This window comes from Spirosoma arcticum (assembly GCF_054779955.1).
In genome coordinates this window covers 335,995-359,024 of sequence record NZ_BAAGXG010000003.1, presented here as the reverse complement: position 1 = coordinate 359,024, position 23,030 = coordinate 335,995, and the positions used below count along the sequence as shown (strand labels likewise).

19 protein-coding genes are annotated in these 23,030 nt (G+C 55.3%); 10 read left to right on the top strand and 9 right to left on the bottom strand.

The window, feature by feature from the left end; translation table 11 throughout:
* Positions 1 to 17 precede the first annotated feature (17 nt).
* Both ACYVHB_RS08730 and ACYVHB_RS08725 read left to right on the top strand, forming a co-directional pair.
* Positions 18 to 905: a dienelactone hydrolase family protein gene (locus tag ACYVHB_RS08730; RefSeq protein ID WP_461051317.1), complete on the top strand. Its 888-nt coding sequence runs from the start codon at positions 18 to 20 to the stop codon at positions 903 to 905.
* A 138-nt stretch (positions 906 to 1,043) separates the two neighbouring features.
* Positions 1,044 to 2,702, top strand: a complete 1,659-nt coding sequence (locus ACYVHB_RS08725; protein ID WP_461051316.1) for a carboxylesterase/lipase family protein — start codon at positions 1,044 to 1,046, stop codon at positions 2,700 to 2,702.
* 204 nt (positions 2,703 to 2,906) lie between these two features.
* Here the strand turns inward: ACYVHB_RS08725 and ACYVHB_RS08720 are convergent, their stop codons facing one another.
* The 3 genes from ACYVHB_RS08720 to ACYVHB_RS08710 form a co-directional block, all read right to left on the bottom strand.
* A complete protein-coding gene (locus ACYVHB_RS08720) occupies positions 2,907 to 3,782 on the bottom strand; it encodes a CE1 family esterase (protein WP_461051315.1) in 876 nt (291 codons plus the stop codon).
* Positions 3,783 to 3,890: 108 nt separating this feature from the next.
* Entirely contained in the window at positions 3,891 to 4,490 is a 600-nt protein-coding gene (locus ACYVHB_RS08715) for an NAD(P)H-dependent oxidoreductase (protein WP_461051314.1), read from the bottom strand.
* 107 nt (positions 4,491 to 4,597) lie between these two features.
* Entirely contained in the window at positions 4,598 to 5,716 is a 1,119-nt protein-coding gene (locus ACYVHB_RS08710; protein ID WP_461051313.1) for a trans-sulfuration enzyme family protein, read from the bottom strand.
* A gap of 238 nt (positions 5,717 to 5,954) precedes the next feature.
* On the opposite strand from ACYVHB_RS08710, the gene ACYVHB_RS08705 reads away from it, so the two are divergent.
* The 4 genes from ACYVHB_RS08705 to ACYVHB_RS08690 all read left to right on the top strand — a co-directional run bounded on the left by ACYVHB_RS08705 (position 5,955) and on the right by ACYVHB_RS08690 (position 11,043).
* Positions 5,955 to 7,601: a DUF1800 domain-containing protein gene (locus tag ACYVHB_RS08705; RefSeq protein WP_461051312.1), complete on the top strand. Its 1,647-nt coding sequence runs from the start codon at positions 5,955 to 5,957 to the stop codon at positions 7,599 to 7,601.
* A gap of 20 nt (positions 7,602 to 7,621) precedes the next feature.
* Entirely contained in the window at positions 7,622 to 9,130 is a 1,509-nt protein-coding gene (locus ACYVHB_RS08700; protein WP_461051311.1) for a DUF1501 domain-containing protein, read from the top strand.
* A gap of 75 nt (positions 9,131 to 9,205) precedes the next feature.
* On the top strand, positions 9,206 to 10,045 hold the full coding sequence (locus tag ACYVHB_RS08695) for a crotonase/enoyl-CoA hydratase family protein (RefSeq protein ID WP_461051310.1): 840 nt from the start codon (positions 9,206 to 9,208) through the stop codon (positions 10,043 to 10,045).
* Positions 10,046 to 10,152: 107 nt separating this feature from the next.
* Positions 10,153 to 11,043 carry an SDR family oxidoreductase gene (locus ACYVHB_RS08690; protein ID WP_461051309.1) on the top strand — a complete coding sequence of 297 codons (891 nt, stop codon included), beginning with the start codon at positions 10,153 to 10,155 and terminating at the stop codon, positions 11,041 to 11,043.
* Between the two features lie 18 nt (positions 11,044 to 11,061).
* On the opposite strand, the gene ACYVHB_RS08685 is transcribed toward ACYVHB_RS08690, so the two are convergent.
* The gene (locus ACYVHB_RS08685) at positions 11,062 to 13,254 is read right to left on the bottom strand and encodes a redoxin family protein (RefSeq protein WP_461051308.1); all 2,193 of its coding nucleotides are present in this window, start codon (positions 13,252 to 13,254) and stop codon (positions 11,062 to 11,064) included.
* A gap of 56 nt (positions 13,255 to 13,310) precedes the next feature.
* A complete protein-coding gene (locus tag ACYVHB_RS08680) occupies positions 13,311 to 14,777 on the bottom strand; it encodes a sodium:solute symporter (RefSeq protein WP_461051307.1) in 1,467 nt (488 codons plus the stop codon).
* Between the two features lie 111 nt (positions 14,778 to 14,888).
* On the opposite strand from ACYVHB_RS08680, the gene ACYVHB_RS08675 reads away from it, so the two are divergent.
* The 4 genes from ACYVHB_RS08675 to ACYVHB_RS08660 all read left to right on the top strand — a co-directional run bounded on the left by ACYVHB_RS08675 (position 14,889) and on the right by ACYVHB_RS08660 (position 17,074).
* Positions 14,889 to 15,182, top strand: a complete 294-nt coding sequence (locus tag ACYVHB_RS08675) for an ATP-dependent Clp protease adaptor ClpS (protein ID WP_461051306.1) — start codon at positions 14,889 to 14,891, stop codon at positions 15,180 to 15,182.
* Between the two features lie 84 nt (positions 15,183 to 15,266).
* Complete coding sequence (gene recR / locus ACYVHB_RS08670) at positions 15,267 to 15,878, top strand: recombination mediator RecR (protein ID WP_461051305.1); 612 nt, start codon at positions 15,267 to 15,269, stop codon at positions 15,876 to 15,878.
* A gap of 146 nt (positions 15,879 to 16,024) precedes the next feature.
* On the top strand, positions 16,025 to 16,729 hold the full coding sequence (locus ACYVHB_RS08665; RefSeq protein WP_461051543.1) for a superoxide dismutase: 705 nt from the start codon (positions 16,025 to 16,027) through the stop codon (positions 16,727 to 16,729).
* Positions 16,730 to 16,816: 87 nt separating this feature from the next.
* Positions 16,817 to 17,074: a hypothetical protein gene (locus ACYVHB_RS08660; RefSeq protein WP_461051304.1), complete on the top strand. Its 258-nt coding sequence runs from the start codon at positions 16,817 to 16,819 to the stop codon at positions 17,072 to 17,074.
* Between the two features lie 12 nt (positions 17,075 to 17,086).
* Here the strand turns inward: ACYVHB_RS08660 and ACYVHB_RS08655 are convergent, their stop codons facing one another.
* The 4 genes from ACYVHB_RS08655 to ACYVHB_RS08640 are packed head-to-tail and all read right to left on the bottom strand — an operon-like array spanning position 17,087 to position 23,027.
* Positions 17,087 to 18,730, bottom strand: coding sequence for a hypothetical protein (locus ACYVHB_RS08655; RefSeq protein ID WP_461051303.1), 1,644 nt, complete (start codon positions 18,728 to 18,730; stop codon positions 17,087 to 17,089).
* A gap of 39 nt (positions 18,731 to 18,769) precedes the next feature.
* Entirely contained in the window at positions 18,770 to 20,995 is a 2,226-nt protein-coding gene (locus ACYVHB_RS08650; RefSeq protein ID WP_461051302.1) for a hypothetical protein, read from the bottom strand.
* Complete coding sequence (locus ACYVHB_RS08645; protein ID WP_461051301.1) at positions 20,992 to 22,149, bottom strand: BatA domain-containing protein; 1,158 nt, start codon at positions 22,147 to 22,149, stop codon at positions 20,992 to 20,994. The genes ACYVHB_RS08650 and ACYVHB_RS08645 overlap by 4 nt, the downstream gene beginning before the upstream one ends.
* Positions 22,149 to 23,027 carry a DUF58 domain-containing protein gene (locus ACYVHB_RS08640; RefSeq protein ID WP_461051300.1) on the bottom strand — a complete coding sequence of 293 codons (879 nt, stop codon included), beginning with the start codon at positions 23,025 to 23,027 and terminating at the stop codon, positions 22,149 to 22,151. The genes ACYVHB_RS08645 and ACYVHB_RS08640 overlap by 1 nt, the downstream gene beginning before the upstream one ends.
* Between the last annotated feature and the right edge of the window lie 3 nt (positions 23,028 to 23,030).

The following is a 23,030-nucleotide window of genomic DNA, read 5'->3' as shown; positions in this document are numbered from 1 at the left end:
AACATACGCAGACGACCATGAACGAAATCAACAAGGAGGACATCAAACAAGAAGTTTTTGACCTGTATGATGACTACGCCCACGACCGCATCGACCGGCGGGAGTTTGTGCAAAAGCTATCGACCTATGCCGTAGGCGGTCTTACCGTCGCGTCACTGATGAGTTTTATCATGCCCAATTACCAGGGTACGATCCAAATCAACCCCGATGACCCGCGCTTAAAATCGGACTACGTTAATTATCCGTCGCCCAAAGGGGGCGGAACCATTAAAGCCTTGTTGTCGATGCCCGCCGATGCCAAAACCAAACTCGGCGGCATTGTGGTGGTGCACGAAAACCGGGGCTTAAATCCGCACATTGCTGATGTGGCCCGGCGAGCCGCGCTGGCCGGATTTATTTCCATTGCGCCGGACGCATTAAGCCCCCTGGGCGGCTATCCTGGTACGGACGATGCAGGCCGTGAGTTGCAAAGCAAACGGGACAAAAATGAAATGTCAGAGGATTTCATCGCGGCCTACGATTACTTGAAAGGGCATAAGGATTGCAACGGTAAAATTGGCGTTGTCGGGTTTTGCTTTGGCGGGGGGATTGCCAACATGATGGCCGTGCGGATTCCCGATTTAGCGGCCTCGGTTCCGTTTTATGGCGGCCAGCCAGCCATCGACGATGTGCCCAAAATCAAGGCTCCGCTGCTGTTGCACTACGCCGAATTGGATACTCGGGTTAACGAGGGTTGGCCAGCGTATGAAGCGGCTCTGAAAGCGAACAAGAAAGAATATACGGCCCACATGTATGCCAAGGCAAATCACGGCTTCCATAACGATACAACCCCCCGGTATGACAAAGCCGCTGCCGAACTTGCCTGGAAACGTACGGTTGACTTTTTCAAGGAGAAGCTGACGTAAGTGTCTTTTACTGTTTTTTCGACAGGATTAACATGTCTTCATCCTTACCCCCAACCCCCTGAAGGGGGCTTCGCTCACTGTCGGAGTAAGCCCCCTTTAGGGGGTTGGGGCTATTCAACCTTTAATCATATTTCAACAATGAAACCGTCAAGACGTAATTTCTTACAATCACTGGGCGTTGGCGTGGCCGGTCTGAGCGTGGCGCACCCATCTACCGCTGCTGATTCGCGCCCCCCTAAAGCGGCAAAGCCAACCGGCGACGAGCAACAATTGTTCGTGGGCGATACTATCGCCATTGCCAACACGGAACATGGAAAGGTTAGGGGTTTTATTCTGCGGGGTATTCATCAGTTCTTAGGCATTCCGTACGGAGCTGATACGTCGGGGAAGAACCGGTTCATGCCGCCCCAAAAACCCACTGCCTGGACTGACGTTCGTCCCGCCCTGTGGTGGGGAAACTCCGCGCCCCAGATTATGGAAAAGCGCTATGCCAATCCCTATGCCTCGTTTGTTGACCATTGGAACTACGACGACGTGTCGGAGGACTGCCTGAAAATCAACGTCTGGACGCCCGCCTTGGATTCGCAAAAGCGTCCGGTAGTCGTTTGGCTGCACGGGGGCGGATTCACCAATGGTAATGGGATTGAACAGGATGGGTACCACGGCGAAAACCTGTCCCGGCTGGGTAATGTCGTTTTCTGCTCCCTCAATCACCGGCTCGGTTCGCTGGGCTATACCCATCTGAAAGCAGCTGGTGGCCACGCTGCATCGGGCAACGTCGGCAATCTGGACATGGTAGCGGCTCTCGAATGGGTCAAGAACAATATTGCCAATTTTGGCGGGGACCCGAATAACGTAACCATCATCGGGCAGTCGGGGGGTGGAGCTAAAGTGACTACTCTGATGAATATGCCATCGGCCAAAGGGCTGTTTCATAAGGCGGTGGCGTTGAGTGGCAGTTCGCTGGCCGGGACCAACAGGGAATACGCCGAAAAATTAGGGTTAAAAGTTATGGAAGAAGCGGGCCTGAAGCCCGGTGAAATCGACAAGCTCCAGCAGATTCCGTGGCGACAGTACATCGACATTGCCAACCGGGCCGTCGACAAAATGGCCGACGAAGCCAAACGGCTCAACATGCAACGCGGTGGATACGCCCCCGTCGCCGACGGCGTAACGCTGAACGAGGGCGCTTTCTTCAAGGATGCTACGCACTTCTCGGCAGACATTCCGCTGATGATCTGCTCGACCTTCCATGAGCAAAGCCCCAGCCGGACCGATGCGGCCTTAGAAAGTATTTCGCTGGCCGAAGTGAAAGAAAAAGTCAAGCCCCGCTTTGGCGAAAAAGCCGGTGATATCGTGGATGCGTACGCGAAGAATTTCCCGAAGGCCCGTCCCATCGAGCTTTGGGCGTTGATTGTTTCCAACCGAAAGAATGCCGTTGCAGCCGCCGACGCAAAGGCCGCGCAGCAAAAAGCGCCCGTGTACGTAGCCTGGTTTGGCTGGCAGCCGCCCCTGTTCGACGGCCGGATGCGGGCTTTCCACTGCGACGATATTTGTTTCTGGTTCTACAACACCGATCTGATGCTGACCCACACGGGTGGCGGCAAACGGCCCCGCGCTCTGTCGGAAAAGATGGCTAAGTCCTTTCTGAGTTTCGTCAAAACCGGCAATCCCAACGGGGGTGGTTTACCCAACTGGAAGCCCTACACCACCCAAAACGGGGAAACGATGGTTCTGGATGACGCCCCCGCGCTGGCTAACGACCCTGACCGCGAAGCCCGAAAGACGTTGGCGTAAGTTGCAAAAGAGCCGCAACCCAAATGCTGAGCAAGGCCGACACCGTCCCCTCGTTTAGGACAGTGTCGGCCTTGCTCAGCATTGACGTTGACAAATTGGTTCACCGTCAATCCACTGGGTCGGCAAGGTGACGACGCTACAAGTTCTCTGCTGAATAGATTACCCGGCATTTTTTGAAAATTGAGCCGCAGGAGAAGGTCAGTGTCAATTCTTAATCTGCCGCATGAAAAAAGTCAGCGCTTCCACGTGAACATCAATATCATTGGGGTAGTCGTGCTTGCCACCAGTCACCTTCAGCAGTACGACTTCAGGTTTCCCCTCCGCCTGGTAGGTGTAGCGTTCAATTCGTTTTCCATCATTCGGGTCCGTGTCGGGCAGATTTTGCTGAGCAGGCTTACCCTGATAGCGAGCCAGCCCTGCCCAATACGTGAGTGTCTGGTCGGTGGATTGCACAACGCCCATGCTCATGTTTTTCCCCAGCTTAACCATGCCGCCGTTGTATGGATTGATGGGATCTTCTGTGCCGTTGATAATCATGATGGCAACGGGTTTTCCCGATGGAGCACAGTCCATATTCGTGCTGTCGGGCAGATTGGCGATGATCGCCGTAATGGCTTTAAACGTAGTCGGCATTGTCAGGCCAAGCTTATAGGCCATGTGTCCCCCTCCCGACGTGCCGACGGCAAACACGCGGGTATCGTCGATTTGATATCGCTTTTTGAAGTATCCGATTAATTCGTTGAAAAACGCCTGCTCATTTATGTTTTCCGTATTCGCCTGCGCCGGAGAGGATTTACGGCACTCGTTCCAATACTTCTTGTACCCGTCTGGGTAAACAATCAGGGCGTTTTGAGCAGCGGCCTGTTGTTCCATCTTCTGCGTGCTGTTCATCATGCCTGCGCCATTCCCGCCCGATCCGTGGAGAACGAAAATCAAACTGGGACGGCGCAACGATTGAGGAGGCTTATTAAAATGAAACACCCGGTAGTGCTCCTCAATCAGCATGGAGTCACTGATGACCTGGGCGTTTAGGGATAGGTGAATAAAGAAAAGCAACAAGAAGAGTAAGCCGTTTTTCATAAAGTGCCAATAGTTATTGGGTTGTAAAAATCCGTAGTGTAGTGAGCAAATAACGCAAAAAGCCCGAAGCGTCAACTTCGGGCTTTGTAATTTAAATAGAGCAGAACGCTATTTAGCTTCCACTAAACTCGGCTGTGTCCACCGTTGCGCTACGTTCAGCGTGTAATCGACAAAAGCGCGGGCGGTGCGTTCGTAAACTTCGTGGCCGATGAACTGGCCATTTTCATCTACGTTTTTATCGGTTTCGTGGGATTCGTACAACTTCGGCGAAATGATCGAGTAGCTGTTGGTGAAACTGATAATCTTGTTCAAAACAGTCGTCATATCCAGGGCTGGCTGGCGGCCACCGCGTCCGTTGGAAACGCCCACCATCGCGAAAACTTTGTTTTCAAACAGGTGCTTGAACGCCGGTCCGCCGAGTTGGTGGATAGTATTGGCCGCTTGCGGAGGAGCCGTCCAGTTGTATTCGGGCATGGCAAAGAATACCAGGTCGGCGGTTTCCCACGCGCCGATGAGTTCCTGCTGAAAAGCGGTCAGGCTGTCCTTCTTAACGGAGCCTTGCCCCACGAACGGGATGTCGTAGTGCTCAAACGTGACAATAGAAACCTCATGCTGACCACTCTCCGCCAATACGTGTTTCAGGTACTTGACAAAACGCAGGGAGTTGCTGGTTGAGCGCGATGAAGTTGAAATTAAGGCAATATTCATGATGGCTGGTCGATTCAATATAGCTCCAAAACCACGGGTTGTAGGGTTTAGTTTCGTAGCCGGTAGCAGGCCAGTGAGCGTCAGCCAAACGCATCCAACGGGCGAAATCACCCCAACGCCTGCGCCAGATCGGCAATCAAATCCTCGGCGTGTTCCAACCCAATGGACACGCGCAGCAGATTCTGTGGCGTCACGGATGTGGGTCCCTCTACACTCGCCCGGTGTTCAATCAGGCTTTCGACCCCACCCAGGCTGGTGGCTCGTGTGAACAGGTTTAGTTTACCGATAAACCCGAGCGCTTCGGCCGAGCTACCAGCTACCTGTACCGACAGCATGGCCCCCGGCCCGTTCATTTGCTGCTGAATCAGGACGCGGTCGGGGTGGTTGGCTAATCCCGGATAATGCACCTGGTCAACGGCGGGATGACCGTCTAAGAACTCCGCAACGGCCTGCGCGGTAGCCATTTGCGCCCGCATTCGGACGCCCAGCGTTTTGATGCCCCGGCTCACTAACCAGCAATCGAATGGTGACGGCACCGCACCCGACAATCCCTGTAAGGCCCGGACGCGTTCCGCAAGCGCGTCGTTTCGCCTAAAAATCAGGGCACCCCCCAGCACGTCGCTGTGGCCGCTGATGTACTTCGTGGTTGAGTGCATGACTACGTCGCAGTTGAGGTCGAGGGGGCGCTGTAACACGGGCGTCGCCCACGTATTGTCGCAGACGCAGATAGCCCCGGCCTCGTGGGCCAGCCGCGACACCGTGAGCAGGTCGGTGATGGCGAGCATGGGGTTGGAGGGCGTTTCGCACCAGACGATGCGGGTATTTTCGTGAAGCGACGATTCTACGGCGTTGAGGTCGGTCATGTCGACGCGGGAATAAGTCAGCCCCCACGGGTGAAACACCTGTTCGAGCAGAGCGGGCGTCCCGTAATATGCATCGGTGGAAAGCAGCACGTGATCGCCCGGACGCAACGCCTGAAACAGCGTCATGGCCGCAGCTTGGCCGGAGCCAAACGCCATACCCACCGCGCCACCTTCGAGCATCGCAAGCGCACGTTCCAAACCGTCGCGGGTGGGATTATTGGGTCGGGCATAGAGGTAATCGCCGGGCAGTTCGTTCGCCCTGTTGCGCTCGAACGTGGTGGCGAGGTGAATGGGTGGCACAACGGCTCCGGTAACGGAGTCGGGCTGGTGGGTGGCGCGGAGGGCGAGGGTATCGAAGTGCATGCGTAGTTGAAAACCGATGGGTTAGCCGATTGTCAAAGGTGTAGCGAGTGCTAAAAATAGGCATGAAAATTGACTTGTCTGCCATACCATCAACAGTGAACTATAATCGACAAATAGACGATCAATTATATATCTAAAGTTTAATTACAACTCGATATTAGTCAATTAAATTAAATCCAGTTGAGCAACAGCCTCTCAGAAACACGTTTAGCGCTGTTTTTGTGGTGTAGTCTTCCCGATGCCTTACTTAGATTTATATACTCAACCGTTAACGGCCCGAATGGCCGCCCACCTGCTTCGCCGGGCTACGTTTGGCCCGACCCAAACGGAGATAACCAACTTCACCGGTCAAACGGCTACTCAGGCGGTCAGGCAGCTCATCAACAATGCCAATTACGCACCCCCGCCCCCGGTTGAGTTGAATGAAACCAAACCAACCCTCGGACAACCTTATCTGGACAAACCGTTTAGTGGCGACCGTAGTTCTGAATTCAGTCATTACCTGCGCTATTGGTGGTTAGCTTTGATGACCTCCCAAACGGCCCCGCCCAGTCTGCTCGACAAGCTGACGTTGTTCTGGCAGAATCATTTCGTGACAACCCGAGAGGCTGTTAGTGACCATCGTTTTATTACCCAGTATTTGTTTCTGCTGCGCAACAACGCGCTGGGTAGTTTCCGGACGCTGGTGACCGAGATCACCAAAGAACCAGCGATGCTGCGCTACCTGAATGGCAACGAAAACGAGGTGGGCAAACCCAACGAAAACTACGGCCGTGAGCTTCAGGAGCTGTTTGCGGTGGGGGCGTTTGATTTTGCGGGTAACAAAAACTACACCGAAGACGACGTAAAAGCGGCCGCAAAAGTGCTGACTGGCTGGAAATACACAAACTACTACATAAATGGGTCAACCAGCATTGCCCCGACGTTTACCGACAGCAAGCACGATAAAACCGACAAACAGTTTTCGGCTCATTACAACAACACCCTCATCAAAACCCCCGCTGCGGGCACCTTGCCGGCCGGGACAACCACCGGTCAGGCTGAGTTGGACAGCCTGGTAACGATGCTGCTCAACCATCCCCAGACGCCCCGCTTTATCTGCCGGAAGCTCTACCGCTGGTACGTTAATCCGAACGTGACCCAAGACATCGAAGAAAATGTAATTGGGCCGCTGGCGCAGTTGTTTTCGAGCGCGGCCGTTAACTACACGATTGAGCCGGTCATCGTTAAACTACTGACGAGCCAGGTTTTCTTCGCTGAGCACAACATCGGCGCCATCATTAAATCGCCCGCTGACCTGGCCGTGGGAACGCTGCGATTTTTTAACCAGCCCGTACCCGATATGGCGACGGACTCCGCAGCATTCAAAGCCTACTTCAATTTCGTGTATTACCGGATGCGCGATCTGCAAATGGACCTGATTGAGCAGCCAAGCGTGTTTGGCTACGAGCCGTATTACCAGACGGGCTACTCAAAAATATGGGTGAACAACACGACCATGGCCTTCCGAAACGATTTCACGGATATCCTCGTCTGGCGATATACCATGATTAAGCCCGATTACCGATTGGGCATCGACGTCCTGGCCTGGGCAACGGCCTTACAACCGAACTTTTCGGACGTGACCGGAACACCCGCCATCTCCTGCGTCGACGTGCAGAATGAATTCGCCAAGAATCTGTTCGCCAACGAGTTGTTTCAGTCGCAGAAGGATTTCCTGATCGACACGATTATGATGCAGGGCGTTCCGCGCAGTTCCTGGACCGTTGAGTGGAACGCGTACCGCACTACGCCAACCAGTGCCAACCGGAAAAATGCGGTAACCGCCCGATTGCAGAACCTGATGAAGTACATGCTCCGCATGGCCGAGTACCACATTTTTTGATTAGTTACACCGCTTACTTCATGAAACGCAGAGATTTTTTACGGGCCGCTTCGGCAAGTGTGCTGCCCGTTATGCTGGAGGGCTTTGGGCTGAAAGCCATGAACCGGCAGTCGGCCCTGGTGCAGTCGTTGCTCAACACGACGGCGCTCAACAGCGACCGGGTGCTGGTGATTGTCTACCTGAATGGGGGGAACGATGGGCTAAACACCGTTATTCCGCTCGACCAGCTATCGGCCTACAACACCCTGCGCAGCAATATCGCCATCCCGCAAAACAAAATTCTGGGGTTAGACGGCAACCCCGCAACGGGTTTGCACCCGGCTATGACCGGTATGCGCGATCTCTACAACACCGGTAAGCTGTCGATTATTCACTCCGTATCCTACCCCAACCCCGACCAGTCGCACTACCGCTCGACGGACATCTGGATGACGGCCGTCGACGCGGACAAGACGGTTGAGTCGGGCTGGACCGGGCGATACCTTGAAGACCGGTTTCCAGGCTACCCAACTGGCTACCCCAACGAGCAGATGGAAGATCCGCTGGCCATTCAGATTGGGTACCTGACCTCAACGGCCCTGCTCGGCAGCCAGCAGTCGATGGGAATTGCACTGAATGACCCGAACAGTTTTTATCAGTTGGTTGGGTCGGGCGACATCTCCTCGCCCACGGATTTGCCCTGCTGCGATGCCGGTGATCTGATTGCCTACATCCGGGAGCAACAGTCCCTGTCGGTGGGGTACGCAACCGAAATCAAGCGGGCCGCCGATGCGGGTAGAAACCTGGCGACTTACCCCGGCTCCACCGATAGAAACACCCTGGCCGACCAGTTGAAGATTGTGGCCCGGCTCATTCACGGTGGGTTGAAAACCAAAATCTATTTTGTGTCTCTGACCGGGTTCGACACGCACGCCAGCCAGGTCGACAGCACCGATACCACGGTGGGGAGCCATGCTACTTTACTGGGTAAACTCTCGACGGCGCTCGACACGTTTCAGCGGGATCTGACCTTGCAGGGCATTGCGGATAACGTAGTTGGCATGACATTTTCTGAATTTGGCCGACGTGCCAACTCCAACAACTCCAGGGGCACCGATCACGGGGTGGCGGCTCCGATGTTTGTGTTCGGCAACAACCTTAAACACCGAACCATCGGCCGAAATTCCGATTTGAGCAACCTGACGGGACAAAACGGCAACAAAGAAGTAGGGATGCAGATCGACTTCCGGCGGGTGTATACCGATGTGCTCAACGACTGGTTTGGTACGGCCCCAAGCACGACTAATGCGGTGCTGTTCCGTCGCTTCCCAACGGTGTCCCTGTTCACTGACACGGTGGAAACAACGGCCTCCGGCGACTGGATGAACGGTAATTTGTGGACGGTGGGGCGGGTGCCGTTCGCTACGGAAACTGTGAAAATCAACGCCGGACACACCCTGACGGTGAATCAGCCGGTAACGGTGAAAAAAATTCGGTTGGAAGGCACAATTAAATTTACCGGGCCGTACACCATTCAGATGACGGGGTGAGTTCTTTCGAAGAGTTGCGTTGACGGCCGGTTTTCTACTACCTTTACGAAAACCGTATGCAGGCATACTATTGTTATGGAACGCACTTATCAATCCCTTGCTGTTGATGCCGCCGATGGCGTAGTGACTGTATCGCTGCTTGGCCCCGGCAAGGGCAACGCAATGGGACCGGAGTTCTGGGACGAGTTGCCGGTTCTGATGGATGAAATCGACCGAATGCCCGACGTTCGGTGCCTTGTGTTTCGGGGCAGTGGTGACCATTTCAGCTACGGTCTCGACGTGGCGCGGATGCTGCCCCGCATCGCCAGCATGGCCTCCGGAAACCCAATGGCCGACGAACGCCGACGACTCATGGCGCAGATTCGGTTCATGCAGTCGGGTTTCGTGAAAATGCACCAATCGCCGAAACCCGTTATCGCGGCCGTGCACGGCTGGTGCATTGGGGGTGGCCTGAACATGATTGCTGCCGCCGACATCCGGCTGTGCTCGCGCGAGGCCAAATTCAGTCTGCGCGAGGCCAAATTAGCCATCACGCCCGACATTGGCGGGCTACAGTTTTTACCCCACATCATTGGGCAAGGCTTCACTCGCGAAATGGCCTTTACCGGTGGCGATTACGATGCCGCTTTTGCCGAACGAACCGGCCTGGTCAACCACGTCTACGACACGCCCGGCGCTCTGTTCGACGCGGCTCACGCGCTGGCCCGGCAAATTGCCGACAACCCCGCCCCGGCCGTGCAGGGTGCCAAAGAAGTGCTTAATTACGGCATCGGTAAAGACCTTGACGACGGAATGCAGTACGTAGCCGTCTGGAACTCCAGCCAAATGCAATCCGTCGATTTCGGCGAAGCCATGCAGGCCACGCTCGAACGGCGCAAAGCTGAGTTCAATAAGAAAACGAATCGGGGCTATTAAACTAATGAGCGAAAGAGTGAATGAGCGAAAGAGCGGTGGCCCGGCATACCGGCTGACACAGCACTCATTCACTCTTTCGCTCATTCACTCTTTCACTAATTTTTCACATGACAACGGGAATGCTGCGCGAGGACGCGCTTAAGGGGAAGACCATCATTGTTACGGGCGGGGGCACGGGCCTCGGTAAATCCATCAGTCACTACCTGCTTGAACTGGGGGCTAACGTCACTATTTGCAGCCGCCGTCAGGCTGTCATCGACGAAACGGCGAAGGAGTTGATGGCCGTAACTGGCGGAACCGTGCTGGCCGTGGCCTGCGACGTGCGTAACCCGGTGGAGATCGAGAATGTGCTGGCCGAAACCATTGCCAAATTCGGGCGGGTTGATGGTCTACTAAACAATTCGGCGGGTAACTTCATCAGCCCCACCGAGCGGCTGTCGTACAAAGCCTTCGATACCATTGTGGACATTGTACTGCGCGGCACGTACTACTTCACGCTGGCGGTAGGCAAATACTGGATCGAGAACAAGATCAAAGGTACGGTCCTGAACATCTCCACGACCTACGCCACAACCGGTTCGGGCTACGTAGTGCCGAGTGCGGTAGCCAAAGGGGGAGCCCTGATTATGACCAAGTCACTGGCGGCTGAATGGGGTAAGTACGGCATCCGGCTCAACGCCATTGCACCCGGCCCGTTCCCGACCAAGGGCGCGTGGGACCGGCTCTTTCCCGAACCGTTAGCCAGCATGATGGACCCCACGAGCCGCATTCCGCTCAAGCGCGTTGGTGAACACGGCGAATTAGCGAACCTGGCCGCTTATCTGTTGTCGGATTATTCGGGCTACATCACCGGCGAGAGCATCACCATCGACGGGGGCGAAGTGCTCGCGGCTGGTGAGTTCAGTCACCTCGAAAGCGTCACGCCGGAGCAGTGGGACATGATCGGCGAAACCATTAAGCAAGCGAACAAAGCGAGTAAGAAGGAAGGGCAGGGGTAGAGACGCAAATATGCGTCTCTACATCCCCTGCTTCAGCATCTCCACCACCAGCGTCAATTCGTTGACCGTGGTTTCGGGATTGCCGTTGTAGCCGATGGCGCGGTACCGGACGCGCCCCTTGGCGTCGATCACGACTTTTGTAGGAATGCCCTGCACTTTGTAAGCTTTCGACATGCGCTGCTGAGTGTCGAGGGGCACAACGAACGGATACGTGTTTTTCGCCATAAAATTATGGACGCGTTGCAACGGGCCACCTTCGCGGGTATTCACAAACAGGAACCGCACGTTCGGGTCGTTCTGAAACCGCGTTTGGGCCTGCTGCATGGCCGGAAATGACGCGATGCACGGCCCGCACCAGGTTGCCCAGAAATCAACAACGACGACCTTTCCTTTCAACGCCGACGATGAGATTGTCCGACCCTGTAAGTCGGTGAGTGAGAAGGCCGGAGCGGGTTCGTTAATAAGAATTTTACGCAGTTCGTCGCTTTGCTCGGCCCGCAGGTCCGCTTCAAGGTCGGTCAGGTACGCGTCGGCTTTGGCGTCGGTTTGGCCGGGTTGTTTGGCGTACCACTCGCGGAGGGCGGCTTTCAGGCGGGGTGTTGCTTTGCCCACCTGAACGGCGGCCTCGGCCATTGGTTGCGCGTCGGTAGCGTGGTTGGTGCGCAGGGCGCAAAAGTAGTAACGCTCGTTGACGCGCGGGTCGCTATTGTCCACATCGTCGGGATTCATGAATGCCTGATAGGCGGTGTAGGCCTCCGGATATTTGCCCTGCTGCTCCAGCGTCCGGGCGAGCGTGTTCATCAATTGCCGCTGCCGGGATTGTTTTTCCTCATCCCAGTTGCCCGTTACGTCACGCGGCTTGGACTGTGTTTTCAGCACGGTCATGGCTTTGCTGACCAATTTCTCGGCTTCGGGCAGCGACCGCTTTTCGTCGGCTAATTGAAACGCCATTGTGTTCAGCATCAGCACGTCGATGTGCGCAGCCGGTTGCGGCTCAACAAAGGCGACCAACCCCTGGATATCATTACTCTTGAAATAGCCATCGGTCATCCCCACCGCCAGCAGGGGCAGGTGCGAGGAGTTGGGAAATTCGGTGATGAACGCTTGATAAAGGGTTTTTTTTCGGGTCCAGTCGGGTTGGCTGCGAACGGCCATGGCGCGGTCTTTCTGCACCAATGAACCGGCCGGGTCAAGCGTTTTCATCCGTTCGCGCTGCACGTTGGCTTTGGCAAAGTCGCCCATGCTTTCGTAAAGTTGAGCGGCTGCGGCCAGTTCGGCGGCCGTCGGCGTTGGGCGCGATGCTAAATACGATTCGATGCCTGCTTTGACTTTTGGTCCGTAGCCCGGTTTCCGCTGCCGGATCTGTGCCGCGAGGTAATCGGACCAGTAGAGCGGTCGCCCGTCAGGATTGTCTTTGAGTTCCTGCTCATAAAGGGCGACAACCCGGTTCGGGTCCGGGCGGCTTCCTGCTTCATACAGGAAATTGGTTCTCGTGAACACCGACGCCTGTCCGCCCGATGCATGGGGTACTAACTTGCCCGTCGCATCGCAGATCGGTATAACGTACAATTGATTCTTGTTCAGATCAAGACGCTTCGGTTGTTTGCTGTTCCGAAAAAGCAGCATCGTACCGGCCACGTCTTTTTTGGGGATATACAGTTCACCAACGAAGTCGTTGCCCTGCCGCACCAACGTAGCCGTGGTTGGGCGGCTCAGGTGCATCATCGCCGGTGCTCCGTAACGCACGTAGCGACCCTCAATGGTGCTGTCGGCAGCGAGGGGCGTACCCTGGGGCGTGTAGGTAAACGAAACCGTCTGACCGACCTGCGGTTTGTCGGGCGCGTATCGGAACTGGGCCAGCGTCGGCAGGGAGAGGATGGCGAAGAAGATTAGGAGACTTATTTTCACAATTTGATGAGTGATTACATCACCGGTTCGAACCTGTTCCAATGATAGTTCCAGCCGTTGCCGTTGTTCGACTGTCAGCTCGTCGGTGACTTCAAACGGGACTGTGTCGGCATTGGCAAATTGTAAACAGGCGTCCCAATCTTCGTTGGTCAGGTCTGGATATTGATGTAAAATCTCTTCCCGACTTTCGCCGACAAATAAAAATTGTAATACGGTTTCTACTGCGACCGATAAACCACGAACGGTAGGTTTACCGTTGCAGATGCGTTCGTCCACCGTAATTCTATCAGCAATATAAGCCATATGACACGTGGATTTGTTTTTTAGCAAAGCTAAAGAAAGATACAACGTACTCCGTTTCACACCGCCACCGGCTCTGCCTGCTTCACCACCGGCTTCGACACCGCCCAAAGACCTGCGTAAGTGAACAGACCGTTCAGCAGGAGCCGCTCGAAACCGAACTGGTAGCCGCCAAACCAGGCCGCCGAGTTTTCGTTGACAATGTAGGTCAGCACCGGCGATGCCAAGCAGATGAACGGCACGGCGCGGTCCATAACCGGGCGTTTGTTGAACATCCCGAAGGCGTATAGTCCCAGCAGCGGCCCGTAGGTGTAGCCCGCAATGTCGAACACGGCTGTAATGACCTCCTTGCTGTTGACCTGCCGGAAAATCAGAATAACGACGTAGAACAGCAGCGAAAAGCCGATGTGGACGATGTGCTTGATGCGCGACCGCTCGACTTCGGGGCGCCGTTCGACGTTCATGAAATCGACGCAGAACGAAGTCGTCAGGGCCGTCAGGGCTGAGTCGGCGCTGGCGTAGGTGGCGGCCGTAATGCCCAGCAGGAACGTGATGGCGACGACCAAGCCGAGGTGATTCAGCGCCAGCAGCGGGTACAGATCGTCGGTGCGGGCGGGGATGGCGATACCCTCGCGTTGGGCGAATACGTAGAGCAAGACCCCGAGCGAGAGGAACAGGAAGTTGACGACAACGAGCGTCGTGGTGAACCAGAACATATTTTTTTGGGCTTCGCCGATATTCTTGCAGGTCAGATTCTTCTGCATCAGATCCTGATCCAGCCCCGTCATGACGATGGCGATGAACGCCCCCGAAATGAACTGTTTGTAGAAGTTTTTTGGGTCGTTTTTATCCCAGAAGAAAATCTGTGAGTTGGGGTCGTCCTGCACCGTTTGCACGAGCTGACCGAACGACAGCCCGAGTTCCTGCGAAATAAGCACGATGGTCAGCACCACGGCCGTGATGAGAAAAATGGTCTGGAGCGAGTCGGTCAGGATAATTGTTTTCACGCCCCCTTTGAACGTGTAGACCCAGATTAGAGCGATGGTAATCAGCACCGACACCTCAAAGGGAACGCCTAATCCGTTGAACAGGGCAATCTGCAACACCCCGGCCGCGACGTAGAGACGGACGGCCGAACCCACGGTGCGGGCGAGCAGAAAAAAGCCCGCCCCGGTTTTGTAGGACCAGAACCCAAATCGCTTTTCAAGGTAGCCGTAAATCGAAATCAGGTTGAGCCGGTAGTAGAGCGGCATGAGCACCGTGCCAATGACGATGTAACCGATGATGTAGCCCAGCACGACCTGGAAGTACGAAAAGCCGATTTTCCCCACCGCGCCCGGCACCGAAATAAACGTGACACCCGACAGCGACGTGCCAATCATACCGAACGCCACCAACCACCACGGCGACTGCCGGTTGGCGGTGAAAAACGTGGTCGTGTCGGCTCCCCGCGCTGTATAGAACGAGACGGTTATCAGCATACCAAAGTAGGCAATCAGAATCACTAAGGCGACGGTGGTGTTCATAGAGAAAGGCAACTTTTACGAGTCAAAAAGGGTTGTTTTATCGTGCAGTAGCTATTTTTCAAAATGGCTGTTTTGCCGTAAATTTGCTAAGTAAACACGATTTTATCTTCCATGCAACCTTTCAAAGAAACCGACTGGTCCGACCCTTCGGTTGACGTACTCGACGAAGTTGTTGACACCGCCGTTCATACCCTCATGGTCTTTAACGACGAAGTCAACACGTTCGAGCACGTGATCGAAACGCTGATTGACGTGTGCGAACACACCCCCGAACAGGCCGAGCAATGTACGTTGCTTATTCATTATAAAGGCAAGTGCAGCGTCAAAAATGGATCGTGGGAAGAACTCGTGCCGATGCGCAACGAAATCTGCCGCCGGGGCATTAGTGCTGAGGTTTTGAATTGATAATGAGTAATGTATAATGTACAATGTCCCTTGGGCACTCATTATCCATTATTCATTCACCATTATTCATTAATTATTACCCTCTTGGAGTATCCATCCAAACTTATTGAAGACGCGGTCAACGAGGTGTCCAAGCTGCCGGGTATCGGAAAGAAAACTGCCCTCCGGTTGGTGCTGCACCTGCTCAAACGCGACGAGGAACAAACCGAAACGCTGGCCCAGAGTTTGACGGCCATGCGGACGCGGGTTAAATACTGCCAGAAGTGCCACAACCTCTCCGACCACGATTTGTGCAGCATCTGCGTCAGCAACAAACGCGATCACTCGCTGATTTGCGTGGTTGAGGACACCCGCGACGTGCTGGCCATTGAAAACACGGCGCAATTCAAGGGGCTGTATCACGTGCTGGGCGGCATTATCTCGCCGGTGGAGGGCGTTGGCCCGAGCGACCTGCAAATCGATTCGCTTATCGACCGGCTGCGCGGACCCGAAGGCGAGCAGGTGCGCGAAATTATCCTCGCCATCAGCCCCACCATGGAGGGAGATACGACGGCGTTTTACCTACAGAAAAAGCTGAAAGCGTTTAAACTCAAAATCTCGACCATCGCGCGGGGCGTACCCATCGGGGGCGACCTCGAATACGCTGACGAGGTGACGCTCGGCCGAAGTATCCTGAGCCGGATTGCCTACGACTGATTTGCGTTCTATGGTCCGACACTTCGGTGGTCCGACATTTCGGCCGAAAAGCCGTCAAACTCGATTACTTTGCGTTTGTTGAACATCCGGCCATCGGGCGGGTTGTTCAACAAACGCCTTTTTATTTCCCACTAACCAACATTCGCATGAATCGCTCCGAGTTTTTGAAATTGGCTTTTGGTGCTTCGGCGGGTCTCGTTGCTACCCGTTCCTTTGGTTTTCTGCCTGCGCAGGATGCCGGGCCGTTTAAGCTGGCTCCGCTGCCCTACGATGCCGCTGCCCTTGAGCCGCACATCGACAAAATGACGATGGAAATTCACCACGACCGGCATCACAAAGCCTACGTAGATAACCTCAACAAGGCTGTTGCCATGCCCGAAAATGCAGCTATGGCTAAGATGGATATCGACGCCCTGGTAAAAAGTGTGAGCAGCAGCACACCCGCAGCCGTGCGTAACAACGCTGGTGGTCACTGGAACCACACGTTCTTCTGGAACATCATGGGACCGAACGCGGGTGGTGCACCCAAAGGTGCTTTGGCCGACGCGATCAACAAAAAATTTGGGTCGTTCGATAATTTTAAAACCGAGTGGGGCAAAGCAGCAACGGCCCGGTTTGGTTCGGGCTGGGTGTGGCTGATTAAGAATGGTAACGATGTCGAAATCACCACGACGCCCAATCAGGATAATCCGCTGATGGCGCTGGCCGAGAAAAAAGGAACGCCGGTCATGGGTCTCGACGTGTGGGAACATGCCTACTACCTTAAATACCAGAACAAACGCCCCGATTACGTGGCCGCTGCCTGGAACGCATTCGACTGGAATAAGATTGGTAAGAACTTCGGCAGTTAAGGAGAGTGTTTGAGTGTTTAGGTGTGTGAGTGTACCTGCGTTCGCACACACCTAAACACTCAAATACCCAAGCACTATTTTTCACCTATGAGATCGCCCCGCGAGAAGAAGCTGATCCTTAAATACTGGATATACGGCACGATTGGTGCCTTGTTGCTCGGTAGTGGACTATCCGTTCTGCTGCATGGTTCAGACCTGATGCGGGCAGGCGACGACTGGTGGTTCTGGGTTAGCACGGGCGGGTTCGCGCTTATCATGGCAGGCCTGAGTTTTATTGCCGATGGAAACCGGGCACGCACCATAGCCGACGTACTACAGGAACTGGACAAACGGGCCGAACGGTAGGGGCGTCAATACTTAGGTAATCTTTGGTTCTATCCACAACGCCGTCAGGCAGACCACAAATAGGGTTAGCCAGACCCAACCCGGCGCACCAGCCGCTTCGCGACGTTGACGGGCCGGGCCAGTTGGTGCTGACTGGTAAGTTGAATGAGCGACCATAAACCGGCTGATCACTTGGCGGTTCGCTACTGAGCTACCATCCGTCAGGTTGTCTACGTAAAATGCCAGCGAATCCTGAATGGGTTGCCAGCCAGCCTGCTTCGCAAATAGGGTGCCCACTGCCGATTGTTGGTTCAGGGGCGATTGGGTTAGCCGTGACGTATCCGCCCCTACGCGGAGTACAGCATTTTTGATCACTGAATTGTTGACGTAAACCGAGCTTAGCAAACCGCTGAACACCGGCGCATCGACAACAAGGTTGTTTTTCTCAGCCGGTTGTAAGCGGGCTAAAATTCCGTACCAGATCCGGCCATAAGCCAAACTGTCACCACTCAGGGCCAGCGGAAACGTTTCATTGAGCAGACTCACGCCCACCCGTCCCGTCACTTGCTGAGCGGCCACCGGGTAGGCGGGAACGGCAAATTGATTTAGTGCATTCGCAAAGCGGTACGGATGAGCGGTCAGGCCGCTGCCCGCCGGAACGGTTTCCTGATCCGAAATCTTCCGGACTTGCCAGCGCGTTTTCAGCGCCCGGTTAATGCGTGTGATATCCGTTGGTAGACTACTCAAATTAATAAACAAGACGGCCTTCCCACCGGCAACGGCGTTGCGAACCAGCGTATTGGCCGCATTGATGGGGTCGGTAATGACCACATCCGGTTTTCGACCCGTCGCTTTTGGGGAACGGTTTATGTCGACCCGGCTGCGCACGTTCGTTGCCAGCGTGGTCGATACCTCCACCGAATGACCCTGTTTGCCAAGCCAGTCGGCCAGCGTTTTGCTTTCAAAATCAGGGTTGTCCAGCACGAATTGAATGAATAGGGGCGTGGCGGGCCGACTGTAAAAACGCACGGTGTCGAGCGGTTGATTACCCAGTCGTAACTCGGTTTGGAGCCGCCCCCGCCCGAAAACCGGAAATTGCAGCGCAACCGTGTTGCCGCCCGGACTGAGCATCAGGCTATCGAGCGTTTGATTGCCGTACTGAATGCGAAGCCGTTGTTTGCTGTTCGAGCGGATTTTTCCGGTTATCCATTGCATCTCGCCCTGCCGCACCACGCCCTTCCAGCGCAGTTGCTTTAGTTGGTTTGGCGCATCGTAAGGAACCCAGCGAACAACCGACTGGCTAAGCTGGGTGAGCGTTTCGGTAGGGAAACCCTGCCCCACGAGCGTAACCGAGTCGTGTGAATTTTTGAACGTTTGCGTCGTGAATCGTTCTCGAATACGCAGGCTGTCCTGCACGGTTCGCGCATAGGCGGCCGGAACATCGTCGCCAACGAGCAACGCGTGCGTTATGGGACGATCAACCGGCCAACTAATTTTTAACACATAACCTGCCACCACCAACCACATCAGGGCATTCAACGCAGCCCGCAGCGTTTTGCGACCCGGTGACAGGGTTTTATTTCGGACAATGAACCAGCCCTGCACCGCCAATAACGCCAGCAGCGCAAAGGCAGTAGCTAAAGTAACAGGGTCAGTCAGGGTAACGTTGATTTGCATTGATGGCGTAGTGTGGTGCCGTGTCTAAGATACTCCCGGCTACTTTAACTTGCTCCAAAAGGCCCGTTCCAGCCTTTGATCGCTCGTGTACGAGCGGCCCGTACCCTCCGGCTGAGCATCCGTCAGGGCGTAAAGCTTTGTTTTGAGCTGTACTTTTTCTTGAGTTGACAACGATTTGCCCCCGGCCATTTTTTGTAAGCTGGCCAACACCGACCAGTTCCCTAAACCGCTGTTGAGGACGCGGTTCGTTAGCAGACTACCAAGCTGCTGTACCGCAAGCCGTTGCCGCTGCGTTAGCGCTGGTCCGTCGAGGTAACCCAGTACGTCGGACACCAGCGGGCCGATGCGTTGTTGACCGGCGGTGCGTTGCTGGCTGAAATTGGGGGATACGCCTTTCAGTTCACCCGTTCCCCGCAGTTCTTTTTCTTTGATGGGGGGCGGGTCGAAACCCGTTTTCTTGACGTAGGACCGGGCTTTTTGCTGCGACAACTTCAGGTATTGCAACGCTTTTTGCTCGAACGGAAGGGCTTTTTCGGGTTCGTACAACCGCAGGTGCAGTTCTGACTGCCACATCTGTTCCAGCGCCATTTTCAGCAGCGACCGCGTCGATTGCTCATGGAAGGTGTTCGTTTCCGCATTGTCGTGCGCGTGAACGTATTGCTCCATCAGGGCCGCAACGGGGTCTTTGTCGTCGGCCAGTGGCCCACCGCCCTGACCATGGTCGTGCACAGGCGCGTCGTGGTGATCTTCCTCTTTATGACCGGCCTCGTGTTCGTCGCCTTCGCCCTTGTCGTGGTCATGCACAAAACCGGCCAGCGGGTCGCCGTTGTCGTTGGTTGGCTCAATGTGTCCTCCCCCCGCCGACGTCTCGAACTCTTCGCCCAGAAACTGCCCATAGCGCAGCCGCAGCACTTTCTGATCGAAGCCAATTTCGTTGGATGTGCTCTTGAACGCCTGAGCCGCCATCTTTTTGCGTTTGGCAATTAGCTTTTCGGTATCAATGATGATCTGGCGCTGACTGCGGAAGTACTCCGGCATAATGTTGACCGCCATCGTCGCCAACTCGCCCTCTTCCGCCTGCGTGGTGTCTTTATAAACGATAAAATACGTGTCGGACTTGGTGAAGTTAGGCTCGGGCTGGCGGTTATCGAACGCGGCCCAGTAGTAATACAACTCGTCGCCCGGTGCGAAGCTCAGCGCTTTCAGATCGAGCGTTTTGCTCAGTTTGGCTTCCCGAAAATTAGTTGGCCCCAGCGGCATCCTGATTTCCCGGAACTTGACACTCTCGCCCGACCCCCGCGCTACGGTGGCCACAATGAACGCGTTCGATACGCGAAAATCGTCGGAGATTTTGGCCGCGATGGTCATCGTAGCTGGGTCTTTGATGTAATGAAATTGGTATAACTCTTTCGACGCAGGCTCGATCTTTGGCGCTAAGTCGGGCGTTGCTTCGAGCCGGTAGAAATCAGATTGGTACACGACCGAATCGCGGCCGGTTGGGGGGTGCCAGTACGCTTTGATGGCGTACAGGCCGGAGTTGAGCAGTCGGTCCTGATGCGTGAAACTACCGCCCGACGCCCGAAACGGCAGTTCCTGGCCCCGGCTGTTAACCAGGCGCACCGTTAGGTTTCGGGTATCGCTGAACTGAACCTGCCAGGTTATCTGTGAACCCACGAGCGCCACGATGTTCAGATTGCCTGATCTAGTGACTGGCAGTTGCGCGTAGGCCGGTGGCTGAATCTGCACCGTTGCCGCCCGAAAAGCAGGCGGCACAAGCGATTTGCTTTCGGGTGTCAATGCTACTGGTACACTCATTTTTTTTGGCATTACCACCGCGTCGGCCCGGAGCAGGGGGTAGCCCATGTAAACCGCCAGCGCAATCAGCAGACCAATCCCGTACCAACCTGCCTGCCCCAGCAAAACGCCCGGCACCCGGACGTCCTGAACCCGTTCGCCCAGCCGTTCGAGTTGCAGTTGCTCGGCGATGTTCAACTGGGGCTTGTCGAGCAGTGGCAGGCTGTATTCGGCGTCGCCAACCGATTGGTGAATACGTTGAATGGCCTGCGTTCGTTTGCTCTGGAACGGCTTGGTCAGCAACACGCCCACCCCAAAACCGGCGAGTCCGGCCAGCACCGATACCAGCGTCGATCCGCCAAACGGACTTACGAATAAATAAGCCGATGCGGCTAACAACGCGCAGCGGATTAGCGCGTTGGCTCGGAGTTGGTAGGTGACTGACGTGAGGGTTTGCCTAAGTTCATTCATGCGTTTTTGGCGAGCGATAACCACCGTTCGAGGAGTAGTAAACCGATAAATAACAGCGTCAGCGCGTTTTGTACACTCGCCTGCTGGGTTGCCGGGCGGGCGGTAGTCGGTACGAAAAGGGCAGTCAATGCTTGCTGACTCAGGGGTGTTTGATTCACCAGTAACCCGTAGTGCTGAATGAGTTGTTCGCCGAGCCACTCCGGCAACCGCCCGCCCGCTACCAACTCAGACGTTTGTGGCGTTAGCGTTTCCGCCATAAAAACGACGTTATCAGTAGTGGGCGTGCGGCTGCTTCCAGAGATCGTATAGAACGTTTTGGGGGTCCGGGCCGGTTCCGAAACCAGCCGTGACGAGTTCATCAGCACCCAATCATAGACTACATCGGGCACTTTTTTCTCGTCAATCGACAGTGCCAGGGCATACACATCGGTTAGGGCGTTGAGCGCGGCCCGAACGGTTTGTCGCTCGGCTGCGGACTGGTACTCGAGCAGGACGCGAATGGGTCCCGAATGCACCGGAGCACCCTGAAATTGACCCGTTGGGTCGGGTGTTGCTGTGCTGGTGAGTTTGCCACTCCGGTCAATGTATAGCCGCTTGTTGTTGGATAGCGTCATATACCGACGGGGCTTCTGGGTTGAGTCGACAACGGTATGGAGATGAAATTGGGTCGGCACGGTAATCGCCGGTACGTCGGCAAGTGACTGGTTGTTGATGATGTACAGGTGCAGTTCGGTGGTTTCGGCAGGTAGCCCGTTGATGGCCGCCTGGAGGTTGAGGGGGTTAATTGATCTGTCCGCTAAAATAATTTCCTCGCCTTTATTACGTGCTTCGTCCAGTTCAAACCGGAAGTTGTCCGTCACCACTGGGCTGGGTTGAACGAGGTGGATTTTTTGGATGGTTTCGGTTTTGGCAAGCCCCTTCAGCACGGGTTGAGCCAGTAGCGCGGCCAGTAGAATCAGCAGCAGGCACCGCAGCAACAGCAGCAGAACATTGTCGAGCCGCAAGCCCCGGCTTTGTTGCTGGTTGCGCTCAGTGAGCCATTGGGTTGCGGCCCACGGCAGCGGTTTGCCCCGTTTCTGATGCCAGAAATGAATGACAATCGGAATGGCTACGGCCAACGTTCCCCACAACAAAAACGGCTCGATGAATGTCATTAGCGTCGTTTTCCGGTTAAAAAACTCGTTAACACAAGCGCAATTGGCTCGCTCAGCCGGGCACGAATCAGCCGGACGTGCGGCAGCCGCAGGGCTTCGTCCAGTGTGCTGAAGTAGGCCGTTGCCCGCTCCCGAACTTCGTCCCGAACTGCTTCCGCCTGTAGTTCGACCTCACGGCCCGTTTCCAGATCCTGAAATCGGTAGAAGCCGCTCAAGTCGAACGTCAACTCCTGATCGCCCAGCAGTTGGAAAATGACGATCTCCCGGCGTGGCCCGGCCACGTTCCGAATCAGGCTCAGCCATTCTTCCCCGACCTGTAGAAAGTCCGACGCGATAATCAGCATTTCCGTTTGCTTGCGGCCAAACTCCGGAAACGAAGCCTGCCGATTAGACCACGCCCCGGATGCGCTGACCGTTTCGAGCGTGGCTGCGATCTTCTGAAACCGCGACGACGGCCCGTTCCCATTCCCCGTTGCCGGGACTAATGCCTGCACCGCCCCGTTGTGCAGTCCGTACAGGCTCAGTTGGTCCGCCTGCCGGTTGCTCAGATACGCCAGCGACGCCAGCAGAATCTTCGCGTAGTTCAAGCGGCTGACACCCGCTTCGGCGTAGTTCATTGACCCCGACAAATCGAGTAGCAGTCGGATTTGCTGGTTGCTTTCCGTAGCTGATTCCCGCACTAAATACTGCTCGGTTTGGGCAAACCGTTTCCAGTCGATGCGTTTGGGGTCGTCGCCCGGCACGTAATGCCTGAACTGCTCGAACTCTGTTCCCGCCCCCGACCGCCGACTGGCCTGAACCCCCAGCAACAGCTCATCGCTGACCAATTTCCCGGCCAGTTGAAGGTTGCTGAGTTTAATGAGATCAGTGGTAAGCATGGG

Excerpts from the sequence above, each read along its gene's own strand:
- ACYVHB_RS08730 (WP_461051317.1), top strand. The coding sequence starts at position 18 with ATGAACGAAATCAACAAGGAGGACATCAAACAAGAAGTTTTTGACCTG.
- ACYVHB_RS08725 (WP_461051316.1), top strand. The coding sequence starts at position 1,044 with ATGAAACCGTCAAGACGTAATTTCTTACAATCACTGGGCGTTGGCGTG.
- ACYVHB_RS08720 (WP_461051315.1), bottom strand. The coding sequence starts at position 3,782 with ATGAAAAACGGCTTACTCTTCTTGTTGCTTTTCTTTATTCACCTATCC.
- ACYVHB_RS08715 (WP_461051314.1), bottom strand. The coding sequence starts at position 4,490 with ATGAATATTGCCTTAATTTCAACTTCATCGCGCTCAACCAGCAACTCC.
- ACYVHB_RS08710 (WP_461051313.1), bottom strand. The coding sequence starts at position 5,716 with ATGCACTTCGATACCCTCGCCCTCCGCGCCACCCACCAGCCCGACTCC.
- ACYVHB_RS08705 (WP_461051312.1), top strand. The coding sequence starts at position 5,955 with ATGCCTTACTTAGATTTATATACTCAACCGTTAACGGCCCGAATGGCC.
- ACYVHB_RS08700 (WP_461051311.1), top strand. The coding sequence starts at position 7,622 with ATGAAACGCAGAGATTTTTTACGGGCCGCTTCGGCAAGTGTGCTGCCC.
- ACYVHB_RS08695 (WP_461051310.1), top strand. The coding sequence starts at position 9,206 with ATGGAACGCACTTATCAATCCCTTGCTGTTGATGCCGCCGATGGCGTA.
- ACYVHB_RS08690 (WP_461051309.1), top strand. The coding sequence starts at position 10,153 with ATGACAACGGGAATGCTGCGCGAGGACGCGCTTAAGGGGAAGACCATC.
- ACYVHB_RS08685 (WP_461051308.1), bottom strand. The coding sequence starts at position 13,254 with ATGGCTTATATTGCTGATAGAATTACGGTGGACGAACGCATCTGCAAC.
- ACYVHB_RS08680 (WP_461051307.1), bottom strand. The coding sequence starts at position 14,777 with ATGAACACCACCGTCGCCTTAGTGATTCTGATTGCCTACTTTGGTATG.
- ACYVHB_RS08675 (WP_461051306.1), top strand. The coding sequence starts at position 14,889 with ATGCAACCTTTCAAAGAAACCGACTGGTCCGACCCTTCGGTTGACGTA.
- ACYVHB_RS08665 (WP_461051543.1), top strand. The coding sequence starts at position 16,025 with ATGAATCGCTCCGAGTTTTTGAAATTGGCTTTTGGTGCTTCGGCGGGT.
- ACYVHB_RS08660 (WP_461051304.1), top strand. The coding sequence starts at position 16,817 with ATGAGATCGCCCCGCGAGAAGAAGCTGATCCTTAAATACTGGATATAC.
- ACYVHB_RS08655 (WP_461051303.1), bottom strand. The coding sequence starts at position 18,730 with ATGCAAATCAACGTTACCCTGACTGACCCTGTTACTTTAGCTACTGCC.
- ACYVHB_RS08650 (WP_461051302.1), bottom strand. The coding sequence starts at position 20,995 with ATGAATGAACTTAGGCAAACCCTCACGTCAGTCACCTACCAACTCCGA.
- ACYVHB_RS08645 (WP_461051301.1), bottom strand. The coding sequence starts at position 22,149 with ATGACATTCATCGAGCCGTTTTTGTTGTGGGGAACGTTGGCCGTAGCC.
- ACYVHB_RS08640 (WP_461051300.1), bottom strand. The coding sequence starts at position 23,027 with ATGCTTACCACTGATCTCATTAAACTCAGCAACCTTCAACTGGCCGGG.